The organism is Xanthomonas translucens pv. cerealis, assembly GCF_006838285.1.
GTDB lineage: Bacteria > Pseudomonadota > Gammaproteobacteria > Xanthomonadales > Xanthomonadaceae > Xanthomonas_A > Xanthomonas_A cerealis.
Window position 1 is genome coordinate 3,339,019 of sequence record NZ_CP038228.1, and the last position, 24,678, is coordinate 3,363,696.

Below are 24,678 nucleotides of genomic sequence, written 5' to 3' on the forward strand. Positions count from 1 at the left end.
TCGGCGTGGCGGCAACAGTTCCCTCGCGCCGCCGGCGGACGGCGGCGCGCTCAATCCGGCCACTGCGCCAGGCGCTGCGGGGCGATGCCGACCCGGCGACAGGCACGCTGTGCGATGCCGTCATGGAGCGCAATACGGAACAACGGCGACAGCCCCTGCAGCACCCGTGCCGACGTGGCCGCCTGGATCCGTTGCACGCGGCTGCGGCGCAGCATCGCGCTCGCCCAGGGCGGCAGCAGCGCCGCGCCGGCGCCGAGGAACAGTTCGCGCGACAGCCCCGCCGCCGGCACCGGCAGGCGCAGGCCGGCCAGCACCGCCAGCACCTCGCGCGAGCGCGCATCCAGTTGCAGCTGCGGACGCACCTGCGCGAAGTAGTCCAGCACCTCGCGCTCGCTCCCCGGCACCGCTTGCGCACCGAGCGCCTCGGCCACGCGCCGGCCCTCGGCGTAATAGCGATCGGCGATGGCCACCGGCACCGCCCGGCAGTAGCGGCGATAGCCCTGCAGGAAACCGTAGGCCTCGGTGACGTGGACCCAGGTCAGCAGCGCCGGATCGTCGGCGGCATAGGCACGGCCGTCTGGCGTGTGGCCGCGGACCGGCGCGTGGATGCTGCGCACGCGTGCGATCAGGCGCTGCGCCTCGGCGGTTGGCGCATAGCTGGTGGCGGCGACGAACTGGGTCGTGCGGCGCAGGCGCCCGACCAGGTCCTGGCGAAAATTGGAATGGTCGTAGACGCCGGCCAGCGCCAGCGGATGCAAGGTCTGCAGCAACAACGCGCACAGCCCGCCGGAGAGCATGCCGGGGAACTCGGCATGGATGCGCCAGGTGACGCTGTCGGGCCCGAACAGGCCGGCGTCGCCCAGCGGCCGGTCGTAGTCGATGCCGCCCTGGCCGCGCGGGAATACGTCCAGCACCCAGCGGCGGATCCGGGCGACGGCAGGGGCGGTGAGCGTACGCAACATGGCAGTCATCGTGCCATCGTAGCGAGCGGCCTGCATGGGCCGTGCAAACCGCGGGCGGCAACACCGGACCGCGAGCGGCCGCCACGGGCCAGGCGCGCGCGTCGCAATGACGTGGCGCGGGAGCGCGCCGCGAGCTGCCCATGTGCGGATGCAACATGCCGATTGCGGACACTGTGCTAGAAAGAAGCTGCATCGCTCGTCGTCCATCACCGCATCTGCAGGGAGCCTGTCATGATCGCTCTGTTCAAGGGGTTGGGGTTATTGCTGGAGGACAACGCGCTGCATCAGCGCTCGTTCCCCGAACAAGTCGCGCACTGGCAGCACAAGAGCGAGGCGCAACTGCGCTCGGAAGTGGATCTGCTGGCCCAGGCCAAGCAGCAATGGCTGGTGGCCTCGATCATCGGCTGGCAGGCGATCTCGCTGATCATCCTGGGCGTGATCACCAATCAGCTGTGGCAGCACGACTATCACCTGACCTTCTCGCGCATCGTGATCGTGGTCAGTTCCTGGGTCGCGATCCTGTTCGTGATCTGGTTCATCGCCAACATGTTCGACCGCACAGCCGGCTTCGAACGCTGGCTCACCGCCTTCAACAGCCGCGAGCCGCTGACCGCCGACGCCGATACGGTGGAGTGCGTCGCCGACGCGCTGAACATGGCGCGCAAGTATCCGGAAATCCTCGACTACAAGCGCGAGGTGGTGGCCAACCGCGCACTGCGCCACGAGGACATTCGCATCATGCGCGAGATGGGCCGCATCCGCCTGCATGCCGAACTGGTCGCCGCCCTGACCCAGTTCGAAGGCGCGCCACCGGGCGGTCAGAACGGCGTGCTGCGCGTCGCCGGCTGAACCGGTAACGGCCGCACGGCGTGTGCGCCGGCACAAACGCTGCGGCAATATGCCGCCGCCCGCGAACGGGCGGCGCGTGTGTCGCCGATACCTGGCGATGCGGCGGGTTCCAAGGAACATCAAGCAACGATCAGACCGCGATGCGCCATGCTGCGGCGCTGGAATGAACACGCACGGCAGCGTTGTCCTGCATCGCCGGCACAGACACCCGCTCGATCACCGCGGCGCCGGGTCGAGCGCTGCACGGCCAGCAGGCTCGCAGCCGCAGCGGCGCTGCGGCCGATGCCGCCGGACTGCCATTGGAGCGCGGCCGGTGCCAGCACCCCGTTCGCCAGGCGCAACGCCCTGCCTCCGCGTTTGGACGGCTCCCATGCAGAGCGGTCAGGCCCCAATGCACCTGCAGCGGCGGCCCACGACGCCAGAACCAGCCCGGCAGCGGCGGCAGCAACTGAATTTGCCTACATCCCGACAAATCCATTGCATGACGGTAAAATGCGCGATGGGGGTGCGGGCCGGCAAGGCCGCGACGTCCGGCGGCCGAATGGATACATAGGAACGCACGGCCCCGACGCCTCCCCTCTCCTGGACTCGGAGTCGAAGTGGCAATCCCTCAGCACCAGCACAGCCCTGCCAGTTTCATGCACAAGAGTCATGAAATCCTTGCGGCGTGCCTAGCGGCATTTGCGATCTTCCTGGCCACGTCCGCAGCATCGCTGATGTTCGCGCAGCGGCTATCGCTGCGCTTCTCCGTCGTCGCAGTACTGATCGGCGGCTTGGCGGTTGCAACGCTGTCGGCGACGGCCGCGCACGCGATCGGCTGCTATCGGCGCCTGCGCCAACCTGGGCAGCGCCTGCACCTGGCCGGGGCGATCGCGCTTGCCCTGGCAGGCGGCTGGCTGGCGATGTCGATCAACCGCCCGGATATCGACGACTCCATCTACGTTCCGAAGGCGGTTTACTACGTTGCGCATCCCGATGCGCCGATCGACACCAGCGTGAACTGGCTGGCAGGCCTGGAGCGCACTCCCAATTCCGGCGTCTTTCCGTACTACGAACTCACCCAGGCGGCCCTTGCCTGGCTAGGCGGCGTTCCGTATCTGGCCGTGTATCACGTGCTATTCCCGGGAATTGTCGGCTTTTTGATGTGCGCGGCCGCGATCGTCCTGATCGGATCGTTCGAGACGCGGCCGCGCACGATCCTGCTGTGCAGCGTCTTCTACCTGCTGTTGCTGCTCGCGCTGGGGGAAACCCATCGCGCCTACGGCAACCTGAGCATCGCGCGCGCCTTCCATGGCAAGTACATGTTCCTGTCCGTGGGCGTGCCCGCGTGGATCTATTTCTCGCTGCGCTATCTGCGCCAGCCGCAGCCGCGCAGCTGGCTGATCCTCACCGCGGTGGGCGTGGGCATGGCCGCCGCCACACCGACGGCGATGGTGTTCCTGCCGTTCCTGGCGCTGACCCTGGCACTGGCGGTCTACGTGCAGGAGTCCAGAGCATTCGCCTCGACCGCGGCATGGTTGCCGGCGCTGCGCTACGGCGCCTCCCTGGCGCCGGTGGTGCTGATGGCGATCGCGTTTCGCTTTTACGCGGTGGACAACATCGCGGCGGGAAGCCAGATCAACGCAGGATTCCCGACATCGTTCGCCGATCAGCTGCGCCTGATCGTGAATCCCGACTACCCACTGACGCCGGTGCTGTTCGTGGCGTCCCTGGCGCTGGTCCTGGCGCTCTCGCCGTATCGCCGCTTTTTCGCCACCTGGGTGGCGACGCTGTGCATCCTGCTGCTGAATCCTTGGGTGTCGCACTTGGTCATGCTGCACCTCACCACCGAGAACATCTACTGGCGGATGTTCTACCTGCTTCCATTTCCGCTGCTCGCCGCGCTGGCGCTGGCGCCGCTGGCCAACGCCGGCCGCCGCGGCCCGCTGTGGGCGGGTCTGTGCGTGGTCGCCGCCGGCATTGCGGCGACGCTCGGGCCGACCTCGGTACTGCGCCACGACAACGGCGCAACGCTCGCGCTGCCCGGCTACAAGATCGGCACGGCGGACAGGATCTGCGCGCAGCAGCTGGTGCAGGGGGCCGCGCCGGGTTCGATGCTGGCCCCGGTCGAAATCGCCAGCAACGTGCTGTTGCTGTCCTCGCGCTTTCCGCAGTACGTCGTGCGCGAAGACTATCTTGGCCTTATGATGAGCACCGTACCGGCGCGCATTTCGTTCCAGCAAAGGCAGGACGCCGCGGCCTACCTTTACCGCAATGCCGCCACTCCGGAAGCGGGGAATGCCTTCCGCGCCACGATCGCCGCAGGGAACGGACCGGCGCATGTCCTGGTTCGTACCGATGCCGATCGCCACGCGGTCATCGCAGCGCAGCTCGAGGCCGCAGGCTACCGCCGGGCATTCGCCGTCGCAGGCGGATACGAGCTGTTCAGCCGCACACCGAGGCCCCATCCGTGACCAAGAAAGTCGCCATCCTGCAGTCCAACTATATTCCGTGGAAGGGCTATTTCGACCTGATCGCCGCCGTCGACGAATTCATTCTTTACGACGACATGCAGTACACCCGTCGCGACTGGCGCAACCGCAACCAGATCAAGACGCCGCAGGGCGTGCAATGGTTGACCGTACCGGTACTGAGCAAGGGCAAGTATCACCAGCGCATTGCCGACACCGAACTGGACGGACCCGAATGGGCCGAACTGCACTGGCGCGCGCTCGCGCAGAACTATCGCCGCGCCCCGCACTTCGATGAGATCGCCGCCTGGCTGCAGCCGCTCTACCTTCAGCCCCATACCCATCTTTCGCAGATGAACCGGCGCTTCCTGGAAGCGATCTGCGGCTACCTGAAGATACCGACCGTGTTCAGGATTTCGTCCGACTACGCGTTGCTCGACGCCAAAACCGAACGCCTGGCCGATCTGTGCGCGAAAGTGGGCGCGACCACCTATATTTCCGGGCCGGCGGCCAAAACCTACATCGACGAAGATGTGTTCCGGCAGTACGGCATTGAGCTGGCCTGGTTCGACTATGCCGGTTATCCCGAATACCCGCAGCTGTGGGGCGACTTCGTGCACGGCGTGAGCATCCTCGACCTGCTCTTCAATTGCGGCGCCGAGGCTCACAGATACATGAGATACGTGCGCCCATGAAACTGTCCATCGTCACCACCCTGTACCAGTCCGCGCCCTACATCGCGGAGTTCCATCGGCGCGCCAGCCTTGCGGCACAACGCCTGGTGGCGGACGACTACCAGATCGTCCTGGTCAACGACGGCTCTCCGGATCAGAGCCTGGAGCTGGCGGTGGGCTTGAGCGAGGCCGATCCGCATGTCGTGGTGGTGGATCTGTCGCGCAACTTCGGTCACCACAAGGCGATGATGACCGGCCTGGCGCATGCCACCGGCGAACGGGTGTTCCTGATCGACAGCGACCTGGAAGAAGAACCGGAGTGGCTTGCAGCGTTCAGCCACGCCCTGCAGGATCACGCGGCCGATGTCGTCTACGGCGTGCAGACGCAACGCAAAGGCAGCGCGTTCGAGCGCTGGAGCGGGCAGTGGTTCTATCGCGCGTTCAAACTGCTGACCGGCATGGCATTGCCCGAAAACGTGGTCACCGCACGCCTGATGCGCCAGCGCTATGTACAGGCGCTGGTGCAGCATCGCGAACGCGAAGTGTTCATGGCCGGGTTATGGCATATCACCGGCTTCCGGCAGCAGCCGCATGCGGTCGCCAAGCACAGCACCAGCCAGACCACGTATACGCTGCGCCGCAAGCTGTCGCTGCTGGTGAACTCGGTCACCTCTTTCAGCAATGCGCCATTGGTCAGCATCTTCTATGTCGGCGTGGCAATTTCGCTGATGGCGCTGGTCTATATCGCCTACCTGATGGTGCATTGGGCGTTCCTGGAACGACCGCTCAGCGGCTGGACCTCGGTGATGGCGTCGATCTGGCTGCTGGGTGGCATGATCATCTCCTTCATCGGCGTCATCGGCATTTACCTGTCGAAGATCTTTTCCGAAACCAAGCAGCGCCCCTATACGATCGTAAGGCGGATCCATGCACAACGACACGACTGAGCTGCTCGCCGATGTCGCTGGCTACTACAGCGACAAGCTCGCCCAGCACGGGCAGACCGCGCGCGGCGTGGATTGGAACGGCGAGGACGGCCAGGCCCTGCGCTTCGCCCAGCTGTGCACGCTGATCGGCGGCGACGGCGCGTTTTCGGTGAACGACCTGGGCTGTGGCTATGCCGCGCTCTACGACTACCTGCGCGCGCGCCACGCCGGCGTGGACTATGCCGGCTTCGACGTCTCCGCCGACATGGTGGCGGCCGCGGCCACGCGACACGCCGCGCAGCCCAACGCCAGATTCGTGGTCGCCGCAGAACCCGACCGGATTGCCGACTACGGCATGGCCAGCGGCATTTTCAATGTCCGCCTCGGCCACGATCCGGCGCGCTGGCAATCCTACGTGGAGGCGACGCTGGACGTGCTGGACCGCACCAGCCGCGCCGGCTTCGCGTTCAACTGCCTGACCAGCTATTCCGACCGCGAGCGCATGCGCGCGCATCTCCACTACGCCGATCCCTGCCAGTCCTTCGATCTGTGCAAGCGGCGTTATTCACGCAATGTCGCGCTGCTCCACGATTACAGCCTGTACGAATTCACGATACTGGTGAGAAAAGCACCATGAGCAAGCAACCGCTGGTCATCTTCGGCGCAGGCGACATCGCGCAACTGGCGCACTATTACTTCAGCACCGACTCGGACTACGAAGTGGTGGCGTTCACGATCGATGCCAATTACATCACCGACAGCCATTTCTGTGGCTTGCCGGTGGTGGCGTTCGAGCAACTCGCAGCATCCTACCCACCAGAGCGCAACGAGATTTTCATCGCGTTGAGCTACTCGAAGCTCAACGCGGTACGAAAGGAGAAGTACCTCGCCGCCAAGGCGGCCGGTTACCGTTGCGCCAGCTATGTCAGCTCGCATGCCACCGTCCTCAACGACGGCCGGATCGGCGACAACTGCTTCCTGCTCGAAGACAACACCATCCAGCCGTTCGTGCAGATCGGCGACAACGTCACGCTGTGGAGCGGCAACCATATCGGCCATCACTCGAGCATCGGCAGCCACTGCTTCCTGGCCTCGCACATCGTCGTGTCCGGCGGCGTGGAGATCGGCGAGCAATGCTTCATCGGGGTGAACGCGACGCTGCGCGACCACATCCGCATCGGCGCCAAGACCGTGGTCGGCGCCGGCGCCCTGCTGCTGGGCGACGCCGAGCAGGAAGGTCTGTATATCGGCGCCGCCACCGAGCGCTCCGCGGTCCCCAGCACACGGCTGAGAAAGATATGACACGCACGCCTGCACAGGATGCGCCGGGTCGCATCGCCGGCCTGGCCGAGCGCACAGCGACTGCCGCCCGGCCGGAGCCTTGCTGATGCCGCCACGGCCCCTGGACTATCTGTATATCGCCGCCACGATCGTCTTCACCGTGTACGGCCAGTTGATCCTGAAATGGCGGATCGCCAAGCTGGGTCCGCTGCCTGCCGAGGCGTTCGACAAGCTCAAATTCCTGGTGTCGTTGCTGTTCGACCCGGCGATCTTCTCTGGCTTCGCCGCAGCGTTCCTGGCCTCGCTGGCATGGATGGCGGCGATGACCCGCTTCGAACTCAGCCACGCCTACCCTTTCATGAGCCTGAATTTCGTCATCGTGCTGTTGCTCAGCGGCTGGTTGCTGAGCGAGCCGCTGACGCCGCAACGGCTGGCCGGCGTTGCCTTGATCATGGCAGGCACCGTGGTTGCCGCCCGTGGCTGAGCCGCTGGCCCGCCCACGCTTCGCCGAGCGGTATCGATGGCTTGTGGTGGCGCTGATGGTCTTGCTGTCGGTGCTGGCGGTCTGTGCCGCCTGTCCGCCGCGTTGGGAAACCAATGACGATGTCGGCATGGCGATGTTGGCGCATGGCTACGGCATGGCCGCCGTCGGCTCGCCCAATCTGGTGTTCTCCAATGTCGTCTGGGGGTACATCGTGCGCCTGTTGCCCACGCCGGGTGGCATCGATGGCTATACGCTGGCGACATTCGCCGTGCTGGTTCTGGTCGCAACGACCTTGCTGTACAGCCTGCGGCGCCTCGGCAACGGCTGGCCACTGGCGGCCGGCATCGTACTGCTGACGCTGGCACGCCCGCTGCTGCTCCCGCAGTTCACCGTTAACGCCGGGCTATTGGCCGTGGCTGCGGTCGTGTGTTTGCGCCTCTACGCCCACGCAGGACGCGCCCAGGCGCTGTGGCTCGGTACGACACTGCTGTTCCTGAGTTGCATGGTGCGCAGCCATGAATTCCTGCTGGTGCTGTTGATCGCCCTGCCGCTGCTGCCCTGGCGCGCACTGACGCAAGCACGTGCTCCGCGCTGGGCCGCCGCCGCGCTTTGTCTCGCGCTGCTTGCCGCTGCGCTGCTGGACCGCAATGCGTACGCCACGCCGGAATGGAAGGATTTCAACGATCTGAATCTGGTCCGGGCCGCATTCACCGATTTCGGCGCCGGCGACTACCTCAAGACCCGTCCCGACATCCTGGCACGCCACGCCTATACGACCAACGACATCGACCTGCTGAGTCGCTGGTTCTTCCCCGACCCGCAACTGGCCGATCCGACCGCGTTGAAGGCCATGCTGGCGGAAGCCGGCGCGCTTGCGCTGCGCGAGAACGGGTTGAGCGCCGGCTGGCAAGGCATCCGCGCGCTCTGGCATCCCAACCTGCTGCCGTCGCTGATTGCCGCGTTGCTGCTCGGCGTGCTGCTCCCCAAGCGCAGGGTGGCGGCCAGCTGGCTTGTTTGCGTCTCGGCCGTGTTCACGATGGGGCTGCTTGGCCGGCCCGGTGTCTTGCGCGTGTACATCCCGCTGATCGCCTTGTTGACGATCGCGCCGTTGCTGTTCGGCACCGCGCTGCAGACCAGGAAGCGTCCTGCGATCCTGGCCATCGTGGCACTGGCGGCCTTGGCCAACGTCTGGCTGGCGGCCGGCGCGTGGCAGAGCGCGCGGCGTGCGGACGCGCAGGCACGCGGCGATCTCGCCTCGCTTCCGCATGGATCGGTCGTGGTGTGGGGCGCCACCTTTCCTTTCGAGGCCGTGTACCAGCCGCTGAGCGGTGCCGACGAACACGCCCGGTATCGGCTGTACGCACTGGGCGCGTTCACGCTGGTGCCGAACTCCGTTGCCAGGCACGAAGACCGCGCCGGACGCGGGTTCGTGTACCTGCTGCAACGAAGCGAAGGGGTGACGATCGTCGCCAACGAGCAACGCCTGCAGTGGCTGGACCTGTATTGCAGGCAGCGCCTGACAGGCGAACCAGCGCAATTGCAGGGGTGGCAGGCCGGCGCGTTGCTGGCCAGCCGCCAGCGATGCGCGGCGGCGAGGTGACAGCGCATGGCCACACCGACCCGTTTCACGCAGATGACTCTTCCCGGACCGCGGACACGTATCGCATGAGCAACGATTCCATCCCCTTCAACTGGCCGCACATGACCGGGAAGGAGCTGTCCTACATCGCCGAGTCGCATTTCAACGGCCGCCTTGCCGGCGATGGCCCGTTCACCCGCCGCTGCCACGACTGGCTGCACAAGCGCACCGGCGCGCGCGCGCTGCTGACCCACTCGTGCACGGCCGCGCTGGAAATGGCCGCCTTGCTGCTGGACATCCAGCCGGGCGACGAAATCATCATGCCTTCGTACACTTTCGTTTCCACCGCCAACGCCTTTGTGCTGCGCGGTGGCATCCCGGTGTTCGTCGATATCCGCGAAGACACCCTGAACCTGGACGAGCGCCTGATCGAAGCCGCCATCACCGCCCGCACCCGCGCCATCGTGCCGGTGCACTATGCCGGTGTTGCCTGCGAGATGGACAGCATCCTCGACATCGCCGCACGCCACGGGCTCAGCGTGGTCGAAGATGCGGCGCAGGGGGTGATGGCCAGCTACAAGGGCCGCGCGCTTGGCGCGATCGGCGATATCGGGGCCTACAGTTTCCACGAAACCAAGAACGTGATCAGTGGCGAAGGCGGTGCTCTGCTGATGCGCGATACCGCGCTGGCGCAACGCGCGGAGGTCATCCGCGAGAAGGGCACCGACCGCAGCCGCTACTTCCGCGGCGAAGTGGACAAGTACACCTGGCAGGATGTCGGCTCTTCGTTCCTGCCAGGCGAATTGACCGCCGCCTTCCTGTGGGCGCAGTTGGAAGAAGCCGAACGCATCACCCAGGATCGGTTGCGCAGTTGGGAGCGTTATCACGCCGCGCTGCAATCGCTCGAAGACAGCGGCGCGATCCGCCGCCCGATCATCCCGGACGAGTGCCAGCACAACGCGCATATGTACTACGTCCTGCTGCATCCGCAGGCCGATCGGCAACATGTGCTGGAGACGCTGCGCGCACAGGGCATCGGATCGGTCTTCCACTACGTGCCGCTGCACGACTCGCCCGCGGGCAAGCGTTACGGCCGGGCCGCGGGACAGCTGGAGATCACCCAGCGCCAGTCCAGGCGCCTGCTGCGGCTGCCGCTGTGGACAGGACTGAGCGCAGCCCAGCAGGACCGGGTGGTGGACGTCTTTACGCGCGCGCTTGGCTGAGTCGCTGGTCGCGCACGGCAACGCGCGGCGGCGGCCGCATCTGACACGGGGAGTATCGATGGCGGCGTATTGGAAGAAACTGGGGCTGGTCTTCAGCGCGAGTGGCCAGACCTCCTGGCTGCACGCCTACGCCGCCGTACCGATCGCCGAGCGCCTCGGCGACAGCGACCGCTATCGGATCTATTTCAGCAGCCGCGACGCGGCAAATCGCAGTTTCACCTCCTACGTCGTCATCGATCTCCGCCACCCCCAGCGCATCCTCGATGCCGCCACCGCACCGGTCCTGCAGCCGGGCGCTCTCGGCGAGTTCGACGACAGCGGCGCGATGGCGACCTGGCTGGCGACGCATCGCGGGCAGCGGTTCCTGTATTACATCGGATGGAACCTCGGCGTGACCGTGCCCTTCCGCAATTCAATCGGCCTGGCGATCGCCGCGGGAGCCGAACAGCCGTTCGCGCGCCACTTGCCCGGGCCGATCGTCGACCGCTCGGCCACCGAACCGCATTTCTGCGCAAGCTGCTGCGTGCTGCCGGGCGAGGATCTGTGGCGCATGTGGTACCTGTCCTGCACCGGTTGGGAGCTGCACGACGGCAAGCCGCGACACCGCTATCATCTCAAGTACGCCGAGTCCGACGACGGTATCGCCTGGCGCCGCAACGGCGATGTCGCGATCGACTATGCCGACGCCGCGGAGTACGCCATCTCCCGCCCCTGCGTGATCCGCGACCCCGACCGCTGGCGCATGTGGTACTCGTATCGCGGCAGCGCCTATCGCATCGGCTACGCCGAATCCGCCGACGGCGTGCGCTGGCAGCGATTGGATCATCTGGCGGGAATCGCGCCCTCCCCCAGCGGCTGGGATTCGCAGATGATCGAGTATCCGTTCGTGTTCGATCACGAGGGCGAGCGCTACATGCTCTACAACGGCAACGACTATGGCCGCAGCGGCTTCGGGCTGGCGGTTCTGGAACACGGTTAGTCGCGGTCTGCGCCGCAGCCACCGCTCGACGCCGCCAATGCGTCAGTCGCTGCGGCGCACTGCCGGTTCGCCGGCAAGCGATCGTACAAGGCTGCCACCCGCACGCGGAACGGCAGTGCCGGCGACCTGAAGGCCCGCCATGGCCGCTGCGCGAACATGGCGCGGGCGCCTTGCGCTGGCCGAAGCGATATCGGCCCTGCAGGGACGGACGATCCTGACCATCAAAGACTACTCTGACATGCGCTCTCGCTTCGACAGGATCTACGGCAAAACGGTCGGGATCGAGTACACAATCGGGCGGCGATCAGCAGCCAGGAAGGAGCGGATTTACACCACCTGGCGGCCACCGCGGAGACGGTGATTCCGTTCCTGTCCCAGGGCTGTCCGTAAGAGACGCCAGGACTGGATCCACGCCCTGGATCGAGCGTCCATGTACGCACACTCATCACTTACGGAAACCGATATGAGCCTTCCCCGCACCGCCGACGAACGTACCCGCGCCATGCACGCTGAAGCCGCCCACGCGGTTCACGAAGCCTTCCGGGGTGCTGATAGCAACGTGCTTCTGGCGCTGGTACAGGGCCTGGCGGACCCCAAGCTCGAAGCATTGCGCACTTTGGCAGATCGCAGCCTGGATGCCACTGGACGGTTCATCGGCAGGCAGGCAGCCTGGGAGGCGGTTCCGGTCTGAAAAGGCCTACAAGAGCGGAAAAAAGAACGGGCCGTAAAGCCCGTTCATCGTGTTACCAGGTGGCCGCCCAGGTTGATCCGGAGCCACATGCCACCTGGTTGTACTTGTAGCTGGTCAGCGCCCACGTACCGCCGCCGTTATTTGCTGGAACCCAGACATACGACCACGATTGGCTTACTCCATGAGAGCAGGTGGAAACCGAGATGGTCTGGCCAGGAACCCCGTTTGCTGGCAACGGAACCGGCGGACCATCGCCAGGAGACTGGGGATAGGCACGACCGCCTGCAATTTCACGGGTGGTGGTCACCGTTACAGCACCGATTTGGTCGAACTCGCCGATCAGCTTCCCGTTCACGTGCGCAGCGTGCTGCTGCAGCCAAGCCACAACAGATTGCCTTTCCACGGAGTTTTCCGCGAAGGTCGAGGTGGTTACTACGGTTTGAGATGTCGTCGTGGCCGCGCTCACTGCAAACGGCGCTGCGATCAACTGGGCAACAACTACTGCTCTCAGGACTAGTTTCTTCATGTCCATGATGATGTCTGAGTGGACGGGATGTCCGACCCCTATGCTATGCCCAACCGGACACATTGGCGGCGTCGATGGACAACCTGTTTACAGTGCGCTCCAGTCTGAGAAGCGGCGAATGCCAGGAACTCGGCCGCCTAGTACCAGGCGCGGCTTCTCTGTGTGCTGCAGCGCCCTTCACGGCTCTTCAAGGGGGCTTTCAAATAAGCCTTCAAGACTTCGCAGACCATGTGTCCGCTTACAGCCTGCTGCACGCCACGACGAAGGCCGGCCCTTCGCAACCGCCGCTTCGCGAAATATAATCATTCTCGATTAGCCCCTCCCTCACGTTACGGTCGCGATGAACCTGCATCCCCTTCCGCTCGCCTGCCTGCTCGGCATGGCCGCTTCCACTGCTGCGCACGCGGCCGACGCAACCGACGCCGCGCAGGCCACCGCATTGCCTGCAGTGCAGGTCCGCGCCGATGCCACCGACAATGGCTTCCGCAGCACTGCGCCGGCGCAGTCCGACAAGTCGGACACGCCGCTGGCGCAGACCCCGTTCTCGATCACCGTGGTGCCGCGCGCGCTGCTGGACAGCCAGCAGGCGCAGACCCTGGCCGATGCCTTGCACAACGTGTCCGGCGTGGTCGCCAAGACCTACGGCCGGCGCGGCTGGGACGACCTGATCATCCGCGGCCAGACCGCCTCCGATTCGCTGTTCGTCGATGGCCTGCGCACCGCCTCCGACAACCGCGTCGCCGAGCAGCTGTTCGGCATGCAACAGGTGGAAGTGCTGAAGGGTCCGGCCTCGCTGCTGTACGGCCAGGTGCTGCCGGGCGGGCTGGTCAACCTGGTCAGCAAGCGCCCCGAAGCGAGCCCGCTGCGCCGCGCCGAACTGGGCGTCGGCAGCGACGGCCTGCAGCAGGGCAGCTTCGATCTGAACCAGCCGCTGTCGGCCAACGGCAAGACCGCGCTGCGGCTCAACGGCCTGGCGATGAACGCAGACGACCCGACCGATCACGTGTATTTCCGCAGCCGCTGGATCGCCCCGTCGCTGTCGCTGGACCTGGGCGCGCGCACCGACTTCGTGCTCATCACCAGCTACCAGGAACGCGACTACCTCCGCCAGCAGGGCCTGCCGTGGGAAGGCAGCGCCGCGTCCAATCCGAACGGCAGGATCGATCGCGCACTGTTCACCGGCGAACCCACCCAGCCGCCATACCACAGCCACCAGAGCCGCATCGGCTACGTGCTGGACCATCGCTTCGACAACGGCTGGACCCTGCACCACGCCGCACGCTGGCAGGCATTCGGACTGGACGGCTTCATCGTCGCCAACAACGGCCTGGCCGCCGACCTGCGCACGCTGCGCCGCACCGCCACCGATCAGCACTACGACGGACGCACCTGGGTGCAGGACACCTATCTGCAGCGCGGCTTCGCCAGCGGCGCCTGGCAGCACACGCTGACCGCCGGCGTGGATGCGTTCAAGACCTGGGAATGGAACCTGCAGTCCACCTGCCGGGTCGGCACGCTGAACGTGTACGCGCCGGTCTACGGCGGCGCGATCGTCTGCCCGGCCACGCCCAGCCGCGACAACCTCAGCGTGGTCACCTCCGGCGGCCTGTACCTGCGCGACCGCATCCAGTTCACGCCCGACTGGCAACTGCTGTTGGGCGTGCGCCACGACCGTAGCCGCAACCTCAGCGAGGACTCCCTCACCGGCACGAACACGCGTAACGACGCCAGCGCCACCACCGGCTCGGCCGCGCTGATGTTCGATGCCGGCGGCGGGCTGCATCCTTATGCCAGCGTCGCCACCTCGTTCTATCCCAACGTCGGCACCGACGCGCAGGGCGCGCAGTTCGATCCCGAGCGCGGCCGCCAGGTGGAGCTGGGACTGAAGATGGAACTGGACGCAGGCACCAGCCTGAGCATGGCGCTGTACGACCTGCGCCGGCGCAACGTGCTGCAGAGCGATCCGTTCAACGACGGCTACAGCATCGCGGTCGGCGAGCAGCGCAGCCGCGGCGTGGAACTCAACGCCGCCGCCGACCTGGGCAGCGGGGTCAGCCTGTTCGCCGGCTACGCTTACACCGACGCGGTGGTCACCGACGACGGCGCGCAGCGCGTCACCACCGTCGGCGACCGCCTGTACAACGTACCCAAGCACAGCGGCTCGCTGTGGCTGCAGTACGCGGCGCATGGCGTGGACGACGGCTGGACCTTCAGCGGCGGCGCCCGTGCCGAAGGCGAGAAGACCGCCTACGGCCAGCGCATTCCCGGCTACATGGTGTTCGATGCCGGCCTGGCCTATCGCCAGGGCCACTGGCGCTACGCGCTGAACCTGAAGAACGCGTTCGACCGCGATTACTACAGCGGCGGCCTGCAGCGCGCGGTGGCGCTGGGCGACCCGCGCACGCTGTTGTTCTCGGTGGGCGTGGATTACTAAGCTATTGAGTGCGTGTTGCACTTGGCAGGAAGTTCAGCGGCCCCGGCGATATGTCGCGGCTGAAGCCCTCCAACTATCCGGTTTCGGACGCAGTCAGGACTGAAGTCCCTCCCACAATGCACCCAGCCGTCTCGCCGCAAGGCATTGTGGGAGTTATTTCAGCCGCGACGAACGAAGCCATCCTGCGATCCGGCTTCGGAAGCAGTCGGACTGATGAGCGCACTGTGATCCGCGACGGTATCAGTAGCCGGGTCCCAATCCCTCGACGCCAGTCTCCCTCAGCCCTGCATGCACGGCTGCGCCGCGGCCGGGGTCTCGGCTGCGACGCACTGGCCGAAGTCGGGCGGCAGGCCGCCGACCTCACGGCGTTGGCCGACCTGCAGGTCGAACTCCTGCAGCATGTGCGGCGCGCACGCAGCAGTGCTGCCGGCGGGCGCGGCCGGCGCCGCGCAGGCGGCGTAGACCTGGTAGTGGCAGCGTCCGCTGCGGCTGTCCACACAGCGGAACGTGGCCAGCCCGCCGCGGTAGCTGGTGCGGCTGACGATCGCCGCCACGCCGCGCTCGCTGGCATGCACCACGGTCTCGCGGTGGGCGCCGGTGGACAGGTCGAGGTTGGCGTGGCCCTGGCAGCCGGCGAAGCTGAGCAGGCACGACCACAACGCGGAGAGCAGACGCATGGCGAATTCCTTGTTGCAGTGCGCAGATGCGGAGGCAGCGTTTACATGCCGCGAAACAGACTCATGTACGGCTGGCTGACGGTCAGCACTTCGTCGCGGTGGCGCAGCTTCATCCGGCCCTTGCCGGTGTCGTCGCGCACCACCGAGGCCACCGCTTTCAGATTGACGATGGTGGAACGGTGGATCTGCCGGAACGCGGCCGGGTCGAGCACGTCCAGCAGTTCGCGCAGCGGCGTGCGCAGCAGCGCTTCGCCGTCGCGGGTCAGCACCGTGGTGTATTTGTTGTCGGCCTGGAAATAGACCACGTCGTCGAGCAGGATCAGCCGCGTCTCGCGGCCGCTGTTGGCGGTGATCCAGGCCAACGGCGGCGCCGCGGTGGGCGCTGCCGGGCGCTGCTCCAGGCGTTGCAGCAGCGCATCCAGCACCGCCACGTCCGGCCCTTGCGCGGCGCGCGCCTGCAGCCGCTGCACCGTCGCCTGCAGGCGCTCGCGCACGATCGGCTTGAGCAGGTAGTCCACCGCGCCCTGCTCGAACGCATCGATCGCGTACTGGTCGTAGGCGGTGACGAACACCACCTGGGTGCGCGGACTCAGTTCGCCGAGCGCGCGCGCCACCTCGATGCCGCTCAGGCCGGGCATGCGGATATCCAGGAACGCCACGTCCGGCTGGTGCTCGGCCAGGCGCTCCAGCGCGCTGGCGCCGTCCTCGCACTCGGCGACGATGCGCAGCTGCGGCCAGACCTCGCCGAGCAGCGCGACCAGCGCGCTGCGCAGCAGTTCCTCGTCTTCGGCGACGATGGCATCAACCATGCTGCGCTCCTGCCGGCAGCGGCGGCGGTGCGGGTGGTTGCGGCGGACACGGCAAGGTGATCGTCGCGGCCACACCGCTGGGGAAATTGGACACGATGGCGAACATGGCCGCGCCGGCATAGGTCAGGCGCAAGCGTTCGCGCAGGTTCTTCAGGCCGATGCCGGTGCCGCTGGACTGGCTGTTGAAGCCCAGGCCGTCGTCGGCGACGGTGAGGGTGACGTGGTCGTCGAAGGCGCGTGCCAGGATCCAGACCGTGCCGCCGCCGGGCTTGGGCTCCAGGCCATGCTTGATCGCGTTCTCGACCAGGGTCTGCAGCATCATCGACGGCAGCGCCAGGGTCTTCATCGCCTCCGGCACCTGCAGTTCCAGCTGCAGCCGCGCACCCATGCGGATCTTGAGGATCTCCAGGTAGGCCTGGGTGCGTTCGAGCTCTTCGCCGAGCGAACTCAGCGCGGCCTCGGCGCTGGGCAGCGAGCGGCGCAGGTACTGGATCAGGTAGCCGAGCATCAGCTCGGCGCGAGGCGGATCGGTGCGCGCCAATACCTGCGCGCTGGCCAGCGTGTTGTAGAGGAAATGCGGCTCGACCTGCGCGTGCAGCAGATTCAGCCGCGCCACGGTCAGCTCCTGATTGGTGGCCGCCTGCTTGGCGGCGGCCTGCTCGTCGCGGCGCACATCGGCGATGCGGCGCGCCAGCGCGCGGCTCAGCGCCTCGGCGTTTTCGTAGTTGCTGCCCTCGTCGACCGCGAACAGGTCGATCCAGGCGCTGGCGTCCGGTTCCAGCAGCAGGGTCAGGCTGCTGGTGCCGGCGCCGGGCGTCAGCGTCGCCAGCACCTGGTTGCGCTTGACCGACCAGCGCGCGGCCAGGTTCCAGCGCGACGGCGTGCGGCCGTTGTACGGATCGATACGGCGCACCTTGGCACGTATCTGTAAGCTATCGGCGGCGCTCTCGATCTCCTCCACCCGCGGCAGTTCGCGCACCGCCGCAGCGACCAGCGCGAACGCCTCGCGGGTGCCCAGCGGGATCTCGATCTGGCGGCGTTGGCGGCTGGACAGGGTGGCATTGTCCAGGCGCCCGGCGATCAGCCAGACCCGGCGCAGATGGGTGATGCCGGCGACCAGCGCCGACAGCATCAGCAGCATCGCCAGCAGGCCGAAGAACCAGCCGGGCCGGTCTTCCATGCCGTAGAACAGGCCGCTCCAGACGAAGCCGGCGACGATCACGGCGGCCGCCCAGGCGCACAGCAGGCGGACGATCAGGGACACACTGGAAAACATGGCGGCGGGGATGGATGACATGGCCGCGAGCATAGCCGCGCCGGCGTGGGCCGCCAGTCCCATTGCGACGAACGCCCGCGCGTACGGATGGAAGCGCCAATCGGCAGAGCGAAACCCGGGCGCTGGGACGGCCAGCACGCCGGCCGCGACCGCAGCGCGCCGGCGGCCATGCGCCATCGCCATGCGCCATCGCCATCGCCATCGCCATCGCCTGCAGCGAATGCACCGCGTTTCATGCCCGCAACGAATTGGTGAACGGCCGGGGTGGCGGCGAGCGGACGGTCCGCGGCCGGCAACCGCCGCCCGGCCCGGCGCCGCGCGCACGGGCCGTAGCCTGCGCAGGCTCAGGCGTCGAGCAAGGCGACCGCGCGGGTCCAGCCGGCCGAAGCGCGGTGGATCTTGACCGGGAAGCAGCACACGCGGAATCCATGCGCCGGCAGCGCATCCAGGTTGCGTAGCTTTTCCATGTGGCAGTAGCCGGTATGGATCCCGGCGCGATGGCCTTCCCAGATCACGCTGGCGTCGCCGGTCTGTGCATAGCGGCGCGCGGTGTGGCTGAACGGCGCGTCCCAGCTCCAGGCATCGGTGCCGGTGACGCGCACGCCGCGTTCGAGCAGATAAAGCGTTGCTTCGCGGCCGATGCCGCAACCACTGTCCACGTAGGCCAGCTCGCCGTGGCGCGCCGCGGCGGCAGTGTTGACCAGGACGATGTCCAGCGGCTGCAGCACATGGCCGATGCGCGCCAGCTCCGCCTCCACTTCGGCGGCACCGACCACGTGGCCATCGGGCAGGTGGCGGAAGTCGAGCTTGACGCCGGGACGCAGGCACCAGTCCAGCGGGACTTCGTCGATGGTCATCGCCGGCGCCCCGCCGTCCATCGTCGAGTGGTAGTGATAGGGCGCATCCATGTGGGTGCCGTTGTGCGTGGACAGGCGCAGTTCCTCGATCGCCCAGCCTTCGCCGCCGGGCAAGTCCGCCGTGTCGAGCCCGGGGAAGAACGCGGCCATCTGCGGCGCGGTCGCATGGTGTCCGTGATAGGTGATTTTCGGTTGCATCATCGGCGGATCGGAGGGCACATCGTTTTCGATCGCCATCGACAAGTCGATCAGGCGCGGCAGCGCGGCGGGGGAAGCGGCAAGCGAGCTGGTCATCGGACTTCTTCCTGCGGACATGGCCGCATGCAGTGGGATGCACCACGGTAGGCGGCACGCGCAGGGCGAGCAATGCCGAAACCGACTTGGCGCTCAAGTGCGCTACAGCGAGCGCCACAGCGTGGCGTGCGCCGCGTCGCGGCTGCGATCCTGGTCACACCTCACCGCCGTGGCTGCTGGCTGCGGGCGTGCACTGCCGACCTGCCGCGCACGGCTGCCATGCGGCGATCACCCGCCGCGTTTGGCCGTGGCGGTGCAGCGCGTAGACGATGTCCGGCACGCATGCCGCCGCTTTACTTCGCGGCGGCATGTGGCGTGCGCTCGCCTACCGGTCGGTGCAGCGCGCGCTACAGCCGGCTGACGCTGCGGATGCGGATCTCCTCGCTGTCCACGCCGTGCCGCTGCGCCGCCTGCGCGCGCAGTTGCTGCAGCAGGCGTTCCGGGTCCAGCGGCGCGGTGGCGTCCCAGCTGTGCGCCAGCGTGCCCCAGGCCACGCGCTGACCGTAGCTGTAGGCGTCGTAGTCGGCCAGGTAGTGGCGCGCGCGCTCAGGTGCCGACGTGGACATCGCCTTCGTAGCCGTTGCAGCCCAGGTGTTCCAGCGCGATCGACAAGGCCAGCGCATAACTCTGCGCACAGTAGCCGCCGACCTGCCCCACGCGCTGCCGCGAGGCCGCGCACAGGCAGGGTTCGCGCTGGTCGCAGGCATCGTCGTGCACTTCCACATACGGCCGGCCCAGCCGCGCCACCGCGGCGGCGGCGGCGGCGCTGTCCGAGCAGGCGCCCGGATCCAGCAGCAGCATCTCCACCCGCGCCGCGTCGGCCTGGGTCAGCGCCTGCAGCAGTTCGGCCTCGCTTGCGCAGCCGCGCACCGCCAGGGTCTTGCCGGCGCGGCCGGCGTGTTCCAGCAATTGCCGCATCATCCGCGGTGCGATGCGCGCCGGGCGCCCGCGATGGCCGGCCACACTGTCCGGGCCGCGCAACAACAGGATCGACATGGCGGCGCCCTCAACCGGCCAGCGCGGCGCGCGCGCCGAGGTGGCGCGCCGCCACGCCCAATGCGATCGCGTAGCTGTCGGCGAGTGCGCCATTGGCGATCACCGTCAGCAGCGGCGCGTGGCGCGGATGCAGCAGCGGCTCCAGCGCCTGCGCGCTGGCGTCGTGCACTTCGATGTACGGATGGCCAAGCGCATCGAGCGCCTCGCGCAGGTGCGCGCCGTGATCGGCCAGGTCCGCGGCCGGCAGCTCGCCGGAGTCCAGCAGCACCAGTTCGGTCTCGTCGCGTGCGCCCTGCTGCAGCCGCGCCACGATCTGCGCAGCATCGGCGCAGGCCACCGGCACCAGCTGGGCGCCGGATGCCCCGGCCAGGCGCCGCGCAACGGCAATGGCCGGCGCATCGCGGTGCGGGCCTTGGATCACCAGAATCGACATGCAACACATCCAACGGAGGGGACGCTGCAGACTGTAGGCGCGTGCCGCGTAAGCGCGCTATTGCACTATGCCGTGGCCGCGTAAAGCTTACGTAAGAATGAAGTCGGGACCCGTGACCCGGGACCCGTGACCGGGGACCCGAAGAATGGAAGTCGCTAGAGCTTCAGGTCGCGACGCTGCGCTTTTCCGGGTCCCCGGTCCCCGGTCCCTGGTCCCGCCCACACCTGCAGCCGTGCGATCGCCGGCCGCATCTGCGATCATTCCCGGTTTCCCGCTGCCGACGCTGCCAGGAACCTCCCATGACCCAGACTGCCTTGCGCCGCGATGTCGGCCCATTCGCCCTGATGCTCACCGGCCTGGGCTCGATCATCGGCTCCGGCTGGCTGTTCGGCGCCTGGCGCGCCGCCGGGCTGGCCGGCCCCGGCGCGATCTGGGCCTGGCTGCTGGGCGCGGCGATCGTCACCACCATCGCCCTGGCTTACGCCGAACTGGGCGCGATGTTCCCCGAGTCCGGCGGCATGGTCCGCTACAGCCACTACTCGCACGGCTCGCTGGTCGGCTTCATCGCCGGCTGGGCCAACTGGATCGCGATCGTGTCGGTGATCCCGGTCGAAGCCGAGGCGTCGGTGCAGTACATGGCGTCGTGGCCGTGGCAGTGGGCGCAGGATCTGTACGTGCAGCAGCCCGGCGGCGCCGGCGAGCTGTCGGTACCGGGCCTTTACATCGCCGCGGCGCTGGTGCTGGTGTATTTCCTGCTCAACTTCTGGAGCGTGAAGCTGTTCGCGCGCTCCAACAGCCTGATCACCGTGTTCAAGCTGGTGGTGCCGGCGCTGACCGGCATCGCGCTGGTCGCCAGCGGTTTCCACAGCGGGAACTTCAGCGTCGGCCTGCACGGCGGCACGCATACCATCGACTTCGCCGCGGTGCTGACCGCGGTGGCCACCGCCGGCATCGTGTTCAGCTTCAACGGCTTCCAGAGCCCGGTGAACCTGGCCGGCGAGGCGCGCGATCCCGGGCGCAGCATTCCGTTCGCGGTGCTCGGTTCGATCGCGCTGGCCACGGTGATCTACGTGATCCTGCAGGTGGCCTACATCGGCGCGGTGCCGCCGGAGCTGCTGGCCAAGGCCGGCTGGCACGGCATCGATTTCCGCTCGCCGTTCGCGCAGCTGGCGATCATCGTCAACCTGCACTGGCTGGCGATGCTGCTGTACGTGGACGCCTTCGTCAGCCCCAGCGGCACCGGCATCACCTACACCGCCACCACTGCGCGGATGATCTACGGCATGGAGCGCAACGGCACGCTGCCGGCGGTGCTGGGCAAGCTGCATCCGCACTGGGGCGTGCCGCGCCCGGCGATGTTATTCAACCTGGCGGTGTCCTACCTGTTCCTGTTCTTCTTCCGCGGCTGGGGCACGCTGGCCGCGGTGATCTCGGTGGCCACGATCATCTCCTACCTGACCGGCCCGATCAGCGCGATGGCGCTGCGCCGCCACGCGCCGGAGATGCACCGCCCGCTGCGCATCTTCGGCCTGCCGGTGCTGGCCGCCGCCGCCTTCGTGCTGGCCACCGAACTGCTGTACTGGGCGCGCTGGCCGCTGACCGGCGAGATCATTCTGCTGATGCTGGTGGCGCTGCCGGTGTACGCGTATTACCAGCACCGCCAGGGCTGGCAGGATTTCGGCCGGCACTTGCGCGGCGCCAGCTGGCTGATCGCCTACCTGCCGACCATCGCGCTGCTGTCGTGGGCCGGCAGCACCACCTTCGGCGGGCATGGCTACCTGTCCTATGGACCGGACCTGATCGTGGTCGGCGTGGTGGCGCTGGGCTTCTATTTCTGGGGCGTGCGCGCCGGCTGGCGCACGCCGTCGCTGCAGCAGGCCAGCGCCGGCTGAAGCCGGCGCGGGACTCGGGACCAGGGACTCGGGACCCGAAGAACGGAAGTCGGTAACGCTTCCGTTCGCGACGCTGCGCTTTTCCGGGTCCCCGGTCACCAGTCCCGGGGCCCGGCTCACTCCCGCTGCACGTCGCGGGTGGCGCGGAGCTCCAAGTCGCGGCTCCAGTTAAACCATTGCGGCGAGTTTGCCAGCTCGGTGCCCAAGCACCTGCAGGTCGCGCGCGGCGCCGGCGAAGGTCCAGCTCGACAGCCATCCGTCGCCGCGCTGGTGGTAGCGCTTGGCGGTGTAGGCGGCGGCCTTGCCGGCCTTGATCCCGCCGTCCACCCAGTCCTGCCCAGCCGCAAACGGCAGCGCCGGCACGCTGCGCTTGGCGAAGGAGAATCCGAGTGTAGCGACGCAGGCGGCGGGCGACCACACGCTGCCGGCGTCACCCAGGAGGACGTGATGCATATCTCAAATTTCGATCGATACGTGCTCTAATCGCCGCGCTCGCGAAGCGCCTCGCAGTATCCGTGGACAACGCCATTTTCTGTGCGGTCAATCACGTTTCCCGCCTCATCCGCTCTCGATGATGCCCGCCATGCGCCCGCCTGCGCCCCCACCTTGGCCGCTCCGTCCTGGGCCGGCCGCTTTCGGAGTGAACAGAGATGATGTCGATGTCGAGCAAATCCCGTCTCACCCGCTGCGTACTGGCCGCAGCGTTGCTGGCGGCAAGCGGTTCGGCATGGAGCTACGCCATCAATGGCGGCAAGGTCGTAGACGACAAGGGCAACGCCGTGCAGCTGCGCGGCGTCAACTGGTTCGGTTTGGATGGCAACGTGCACACCGTGCACGGCCTGTGGGCGCGCAACTGGAAAGACATGATCACGCAGATGCAGGGCCTGGGCTTCAACGCGGTGCGCCTGCCGTTCTGCCCGCAGACCTTGAACGGCACCGCGCCGAGCAGCATCGACTACGGCCTCAATCCGGACCTGCATGGCCTGAGCGCGCTGCAGGTGATGGACAAGGTGATCAACGAACTCAGCCGCCGCGGCATGTACGTGCTGCTCGACCACCACACCCCGGACTGCAATGCGATTTCCGAGCTGTGGTACACCTCCTCCTACAGCGAGCAGCAGTGGCTCAAGGACCTGAGCTTCGTCGCCAAGCGCTACGCACGCGTGCCGGGCGTGATCGGCCTGGACCTGAAGAACGAGCCGCATGGCGCGGCCACCTGGGGCAGCGGCAATGCAAGCACCGACTGGAACAAGGCCGCCGAACGCGCTTCGGCGGCGGTGCTGAAGGTGGCGCCCAAATGGCTGATCCTTGTCGAGGGCATAAGTGATAGCGCTAACTGCTCCAGCAGCGGCGGCCACTTCTGGGGCGGCAACCTTGAGCCGCTGGCCTGCACCGCGCTGAAGATCCCGGCCAACCGCCTGCTGCTGGCACCGCATGTATACGGTCCGGACGTGTTCATGCAGTCCTATTTCAGCGCCTCCAATTTCCCGGCCAATATGCCGGCGATCTGGGAGCGGCATTTCGGCCAGTTCGCCAAATCCGGGCATGCCTTGCTGCTGGGCGAGTTCGGCGGCAAGTACGGCCAGGGCAATGCGCTGGACGTGCAGTGGCACAACGCGCTGGTCGACTACCTGATCGGCAAGGGCATCCACAGCGGCTTCTACTGGTCGTGGAATCCGAACAGCAACGACACCGGCGGCATCCTCAACGACGACTGGAAGTCGGTACGCACCGACAAGGTCACCCTGCTGAAGAAACTGTGGGGCGATTCCAGCAGTTCGACACCGACGCCCACTGCTGCCCTCAGTCCTGCGCTCACATCCAGCCAGGGCGGCGCCAGCTTCAGCACCAAGACCGTGGTGGACAGCGACTGGAATGCCGGCTATTGCCACCGCGTGCAGGTGACCAACACCGGCAAGGCCAGCGGCAACTGGGCGGTCAGCCTGTCGATCGGCGGCGCCGTCAACAACCTGTGGAATGCGACGTGGACGCAGTCCGGCAGCACGCTCAACGCTGCCGGCGTAGGCTGGAACAAGACCCTGGCCCCCGGCGCCAGCGCCGAATTCGGCTTCTGCGCCGCGCGCTGAGCGCCTGCAGCGACACCGTCGTTGCGCGTCCTGCGCGGCGATGGCAACGACCGGCAGCGCTCACGGCGCTGCCGGTCGCATTTCGGGCCAGCACCATGAGCGGCGGCGCGGATGACGATCGTTGCGTGCGCGGATCCGTCCTGCGCGACACATCGGACGCCGGGTTTCTCCTCGGCAGCGGCCGCCACTGAAACCGCTCCAGGCGCCGGCGGCTCGGCAAAGCCCCCGCGGCCAGGCATCGGTGCCGTGCCATAAGTCACGTACCGAGCCCGGCACGCGCCCTCTATGCTGGTCCATTG

The 24,678-nt window shown here is 67.2% G+C and carries 23 protein-coding genes and 1 pseudogene; 14 read left to right on the plus strand and 10 right to left on the minus strand.

Annotated features, from left to right (window positions below; genetic code table 11):
* Window positions 1–50: 50 nt before the first annotated feature.
* On the minus strand, window positions 51–998 hold the full coding sequence (locus E4A48_RS14780; protein WP_142742678.1) for an oxygenase MpaB family protein: 948 nt from the start codon (window positions 996–998) through the stop codon (window positions 51–53).
* A 195-nt stretch (window positions 999–1,193) separates the two neighbouring features.
* Here E4A48_RS14780 and E4A48_RS14785 point away from each other — a divergent pair, with 195 nt between their 5' ends.
* The 11 genes from E4A48_RS14785 (at window position 1,194) to E4A48_RS14835 (ending at window position 12,098) form a co-directional block, all read left to right on the plus strand.
* Window positions 1,194–1,811, plus strand: a complete 618-nt coding sequence (locus tag E4A48_RS14785) for a hypothetical protein (protein WP_039008014.1) — start codon at window positions 1,194–1,196, stop codon at window positions 1,809–1,811.
* Between the two features lie 599 nt (window positions 1,812–2,410).
* Window positions 2,411–4,264, plus strand: a complete 1,854-nt coding sequence (locus tag E4A48_RS14790) for a DUF6077 domain-containing protein (protein WP_221887382.1) — start codon at window positions 2,411–2,413, stop codon at window positions 4,262–4,264.
* Window positions 4,261–4,956, plus strand: a complete 696-nt coding sequence (locus E4A48_RS14795) for a WbqC family protein (RefSeq protein ID WP_142742679.1) — start codon at window positions 4,261–4,263, stop codon at window positions 4,954–4,956. The genes E4A48_RS14790 and E4A48_RS14795 overlap by 4 nt, the downstream gene beginning before the upstream one ends.
* Entirely contained in the window at window positions 4,953–5,882 is a 930-nt protein-coding gene (locus tag E4A48_RS14800; RefSeq protein WP_039008020.1) for a glycosyltransferase family 2 protein, read from the plus strand. Before E4A48_RS14795 ends, E4A48_RS14800 begins: the two co-directional genes overlap by 4 nt.
* The gene (locus E4A48_RS14805) at window positions 5,863–6,498 is read left to right on the plus strand and encodes a methyltransferase domain-containing protein (RefSeq protein ID WP_039008022.1); all 636 of its coding nucleotides are present in this window, start codon (window positions 5,863–5,865) and stop codon (window positions 6,496–6,498) included. Before E4A48_RS14800 ends, E4A48_RS14805 begins: the two co-directional genes overlap by 20 nt.
* Window positions 6,495–7,163 carry an acetyltransferase gene (locus E4A48_RS14810; protein WP_058196443.1) on the plus strand — a complete coding sequence of 223 codons (669 nt, stop codon included), beginning with the start codon at window positions 6,495–6,497 and terminating at the stop codon, window positions 7,161–7,163. The genes E4A48_RS14805 and E4A48_RS14810 overlap by 4 nt, the downstream gene beginning before the upstream one ends.
* An 85-nt stretch (window positions 7,164–7,248) precedes the next feature.
* Window positions 7,249–7,626 carry an EamA family transporter gene (locus E4A48_RS14815; RefSeq protein WP_003465732.1) on the plus strand — a complete coding sequence of 126 codons (378 nt, stop codon included), beginning with the start codon at window positions 7,249–7,251 and terminating at the stop codon, window positions 7,624–7,626.
* The gene (locus E4A48_RS14820) at window positions 7,619–9,226 is read left to right on the plus strand and encodes a hypothetical protein (RefSeq protein WP_260607962.1); all 1,608 of its coding nucleotides are present in this window, start codon (window positions 7,619–7,621) and stop codon (window positions 9,224–9,226) included. The genes E4A48_RS14815 and E4A48_RS14820 overlap by 8 nt, the downstream gene beginning before the upstream one ends.
* Before the next feature lie 65 nt (window positions 9,227–9,291).
* On the plus strand, window positions 9,292–10,428 hold the full coding sequence (rffA, locus tag E4A48_RS14825) for a dTDP-4-amino-4,6-dideoxygalactose transaminase (protein WP_058196447.1): 1,137 nt from the start codon (window positions 9,292–9,294) through the stop codon (window positions 10,426–10,428).
* On the plus strand, window positions 10,421–11,407 hold the full coding sequence (locus E4A48_RS14830) for a glycoside hydrolase family protein (RefSeq protein ID WP_260607963.1): 987 nt from the start codon (window positions 10,421–10,423) through the stop codon (window positions 11,405–11,407). Before rffA ends, E4A48_RS14830 begins: the two co-directional genes overlap by 8 nt.
* A 463-nt stretch (window positions 11,408–11,870) precedes the next feature.
* A complete protein-coding gene (locus E4A48_RS14835) occupies window positions 11,871–12,098 on the plus strand; it encodes a hypothetical protein (RefSeq protein WP_068829998.1) in 228 nt (75 codons plus the stop codon).
* Between the two features lie 52 nt (window positions 12,099–12,150).
* Here the strand turns inward: E4A48_RS14835 and E4A48_RS14840 are convergent, their stop codons facing one another.
* The gene (locus E4A48_RS14840) at window positions 12,151–12,630 is read right to left on the minus strand and encodes a hypothetical protein (RefSeq protein WP_142742681.1); all 480 of its coding nucleotides are present in this window, start codon (window positions 12,628–12,630) and stop codon (window positions 12,151–12,153) included.
* A gap of 334 nt (window positions 12,631–12,964) precedes the next feature.
* Here E4A48_RS14840 and E4A48_RS14845 point away from each other — a divergent pair, with 334 nt between their 5' ends.
* A complete protein-coding gene (locus E4A48_RS14845) occupies window positions 12,965–15,058 on the plus strand; it encodes a TonB-dependent receptor (RefSeq protein ID WP_058196440.1) in 2,094 nt (697 codons plus the stop codon).
* A gap of 278 nt (window positions 15,059–15,336) precedes the next feature.
* Here the strand turns inward: E4A48_RS14845 and E4A48_RS14850 are convergent, their stop codons facing one another.
* The 7 genes from E4A48_RS14850 to E4A48_RS14880 form a co-directional block, all read right to left on the minus strand.
* On the minus strand, window positions 15,337–15,735 hold the full coding sequence (locus tag E4A48_RS14850; RefSeq protein WP_039008034.1) for a hypothetical protein: 399 nt from the start codon (window positions 15,733–15,735) through the stop codon (window positions 15,337–15,339).
* A 41-nt stretch (window positions 15,736–15,776) separates the two neighbouring features.
* Window positions 15,777–16,544: a LytR/AlgR family response regulator transcription factor gene (locus E4A48_RS14855; RefSeq protein ID WP_039008036.1), complete on the minus strand. Its 768-nt coding sequence runs from the start codon at window positions 16,542–16,544 to the stop codon at window positions 15,777–15,779.
* Window positions 16,537–17,820 (minus strand): sensor histidine kinase, encoded by a 1,284-nt coding sequence (locus E4A48_RS14860; RefSeq protein WP_142743183.1) that lies wholly within the window; start codon window positions 17,818–17,820, stop codon window positions 16,537–16,539. The genes E4A48_RS14855 and E4A48_RS14860 overlap by 8 nt, the downstream gene beginning before the upstream one ends.
* Before the next feature lie 344 nt (window positions 17,821–18,164).
* On the minus strand, window positions 18,165–18,971 hold the full coding sequence (locus E4A48_RS14865; RefSeq protein WP_142742682.1) for a cyclase family protein: 807 nt from the start codon (window positions 18,969–18,971) through the stop codon (window positions 18,165–18,167).
* 347 nt (window positions 18,972–19,318) lie between these two features.
* Complete coding sequence (locus E4A48_RS14870; RefSeq protein ID WP_039008038.1) at window positions 19,319–19,537, minus strand: hypothetical protein; 219 nt, start codon at window positions 19,535–19,537, stop codon at window positions 19,319–19,321.
* Window positions 19,518–19,967, minus strand: coding sequence for a type II 3-dehydroquinate dehydratase (locus E4A48_RS14875; protein ID WP_003465753.1), 450 nt, complete (start codon window positions 19,965–19,967; stop codon window positions 19,518–19,520). The genes E4A48_RS14870 and E4A48_RS14875 overlap by 20 nt, the downstream gene beginning before the upstream one ends.
* A gap of 10 nt (window positions 19,968–19,977) precedes the next feature.
* Window positions 19,978–20,400 (minus strand): hypothetical protein, encoded by a 423-nt coding sequence (locus tag E4A48_RS14880; protein WP_039008043.1) that lies wholly within the window; start codon window positions 20,398–20,400, stop codon window positions 19,978–19,980.
* A gap of 299 nt (window positions 20,401–20,699) precedes the next feature.
* Here E4A48_RS14880 and E4A48_RS14885 point away from each other — a divergent pair, with 299 nt between their 5' ends.
* Window positions 20,700–22,292: an APC family permease gene (locus E4A48_RS14885; RefSeq protein ID WP_039008045.1), complete on the plus strand. Its 1,593-nt coding sequence runs from the start codon at window positions 20,700–20,702 to the stop codon at window positions 22,290–22,292.
* Window positions 22,293–22,408: 116 nt separating this feature from the next.
* Here E4A48_RS14885 and E4A48_RS14890 read toward each other — a convergent pair.
* Window positions 22,409–22,676: pseudogene (locus E4A48_RS14890) on the minus strand (peptidase M20); the annotation flags it as partial.
* A 269-nt stretch (window positions 22,677–22,945) separates the two neighbouring features.
* On the opposite strand from E4A48_RS14890, the gene E4A48_RS14895 reads away from it, so the two are divergent.
* Window positions 22,946–24,379 (plus strand): glycoside hydrolase family 5 protein, encoded by a 1,434-nt coding sequence (locus E4A48_RS14895; RefSeq protein ID WP_142743184.1) that lies wholly within the window; start codon window positions 22,946–22,948, stop codon window positions 24,377–24,379.
* Window positions 24,380–24,678: the final 299 nt, after the last annotated feature.

Coding starts and splice junctions, on each gene's coding strand:
- E4A48_RS14780 (WP_142742678.1), bottom strand. CDS start 998: ATGCAGGCCGCTCGCTACGATGGCACGATGACTGCCATGTTGCGTACG.
- E4A48_RS14785 (WP_039008014.1), top strand. CDS start 1,194: ATGATCGCTCTGTTCAAGGGGTTGGGGTTATTGCTGGAGGACAACGCG.
- E4A48_RS14800 (WP_039008020.1), top strand. CDS start 4,953: ATGAAACTGTCCATCGTCACCACCCTGTACCAGTCCGCGCCCTACATC.
- E4A48_RS14805 (WP_039008022.1), top strand. CDS start 5,863: ATGCACAACGACACGACTGAGCTGCTCGCCGATGTCGCTGGCTACTAC.
- E4A48_RS14810 (WP_058196443.1), top strand. CDS start 6,495: ATGAGCAAGCAACCGCTGGTCATCTTCGGCGCAGGCGACATCGCGCAA.
- E4A48_RS14815 (WP_003465732.1), top strand. CDS start 7,249: ATGCCGCCACGGCCCCTGGACTATCTGTATATCGCCGCCACGATCGTC.
- rffA (WP_058196447.1), top strand. CDS start 9,292: ATGAGCAACGATTCCATCCCCTTCAACTGGCCGCACATGACCGGGAAG.
- E4A48_RS14835 (WP_068829998.1), top strand. CDS start 11,871: ATGAGCCTTCCCCGCACCGCCGACGAACGTACCCGCGCCATGCACGCT.
- E4A48_RS14840 (WP_142742681.1), bottom strand. CDS start 12,630: ATGGACATGAAGAAACTAGTCCTGAGAGCAGTAGTTGTTGCCCAGTTG.
- E4A48_RS14845 (WP_058196440.1), top strand. CDS start 12,965: ATGAACCTGCATCCCCTTCCGCTCGCCTGCCTGCTCGGCATGGCCGCT.
- E4A48_RS14850 (WP_039008034.1), bottom strand. CDS start 15,735: ATGCGTCTGCTCTCCGCGTTGTGGTCGTGCCTGCTCAGCTTCGCCGGC.
- E4A48_RS14855 (WP_039008036.1), bottom strand. CDS start 16,544: ATGGTTGATGCCATCGTCGCCGAAGACGAGGAACTGCTGCGCAGCGCG.
- E4A48_RS14860 (WP_142743183.1), bottom strand. CDS start 17,820: ATGTTTTCCAGTGTGTCCCTGATCGTCCGCCTGCTGTGCGCCTGGGCG.
- E4A48_RS14865 (WP_142742682.1), bottom strand. CDS start 18,971: ATGACCAGCTCGCTTGCCGCTTCCCCCGCCGCGCTGCCGCGCCTGATC.
- E4A48_RS14870 (WP_039008038.1), bottom strand. CDS start 19,537: ATGTCCACGTCGGCACCTGAGCGCGCGCGCCACTACCTGGCCGACTAC.
- E4A48_RS14875 (WP_003465753.1), bottom strand. CDS start 19,967: ATGTCGATCCTGTTGTTGCGCGGCCCGGACAGTGTGGCCGGCCATCGC.
- E4A48_RS14880 (WP_039008043.1), bottom strand. CDS start 20,400: ATGTCGATTCTGGTGATCCAAGGCCCGCACCGCGATGCGCCGGCCATT.
- E4A48_RS14885 (WP_039008045.1), top strand. CDS start 20,700: ATGACCCAGACTGCCTTGCGCCGCGATGTCGGCCCATTCGCCCTGATG.
- E4A48_RS14895 (WP_142743184.1), top strand. CDS start 22,946: ATGTCGATGTCGAGCAAATCCCGTCTCACCCGCTGCGTACTGGCCGCA.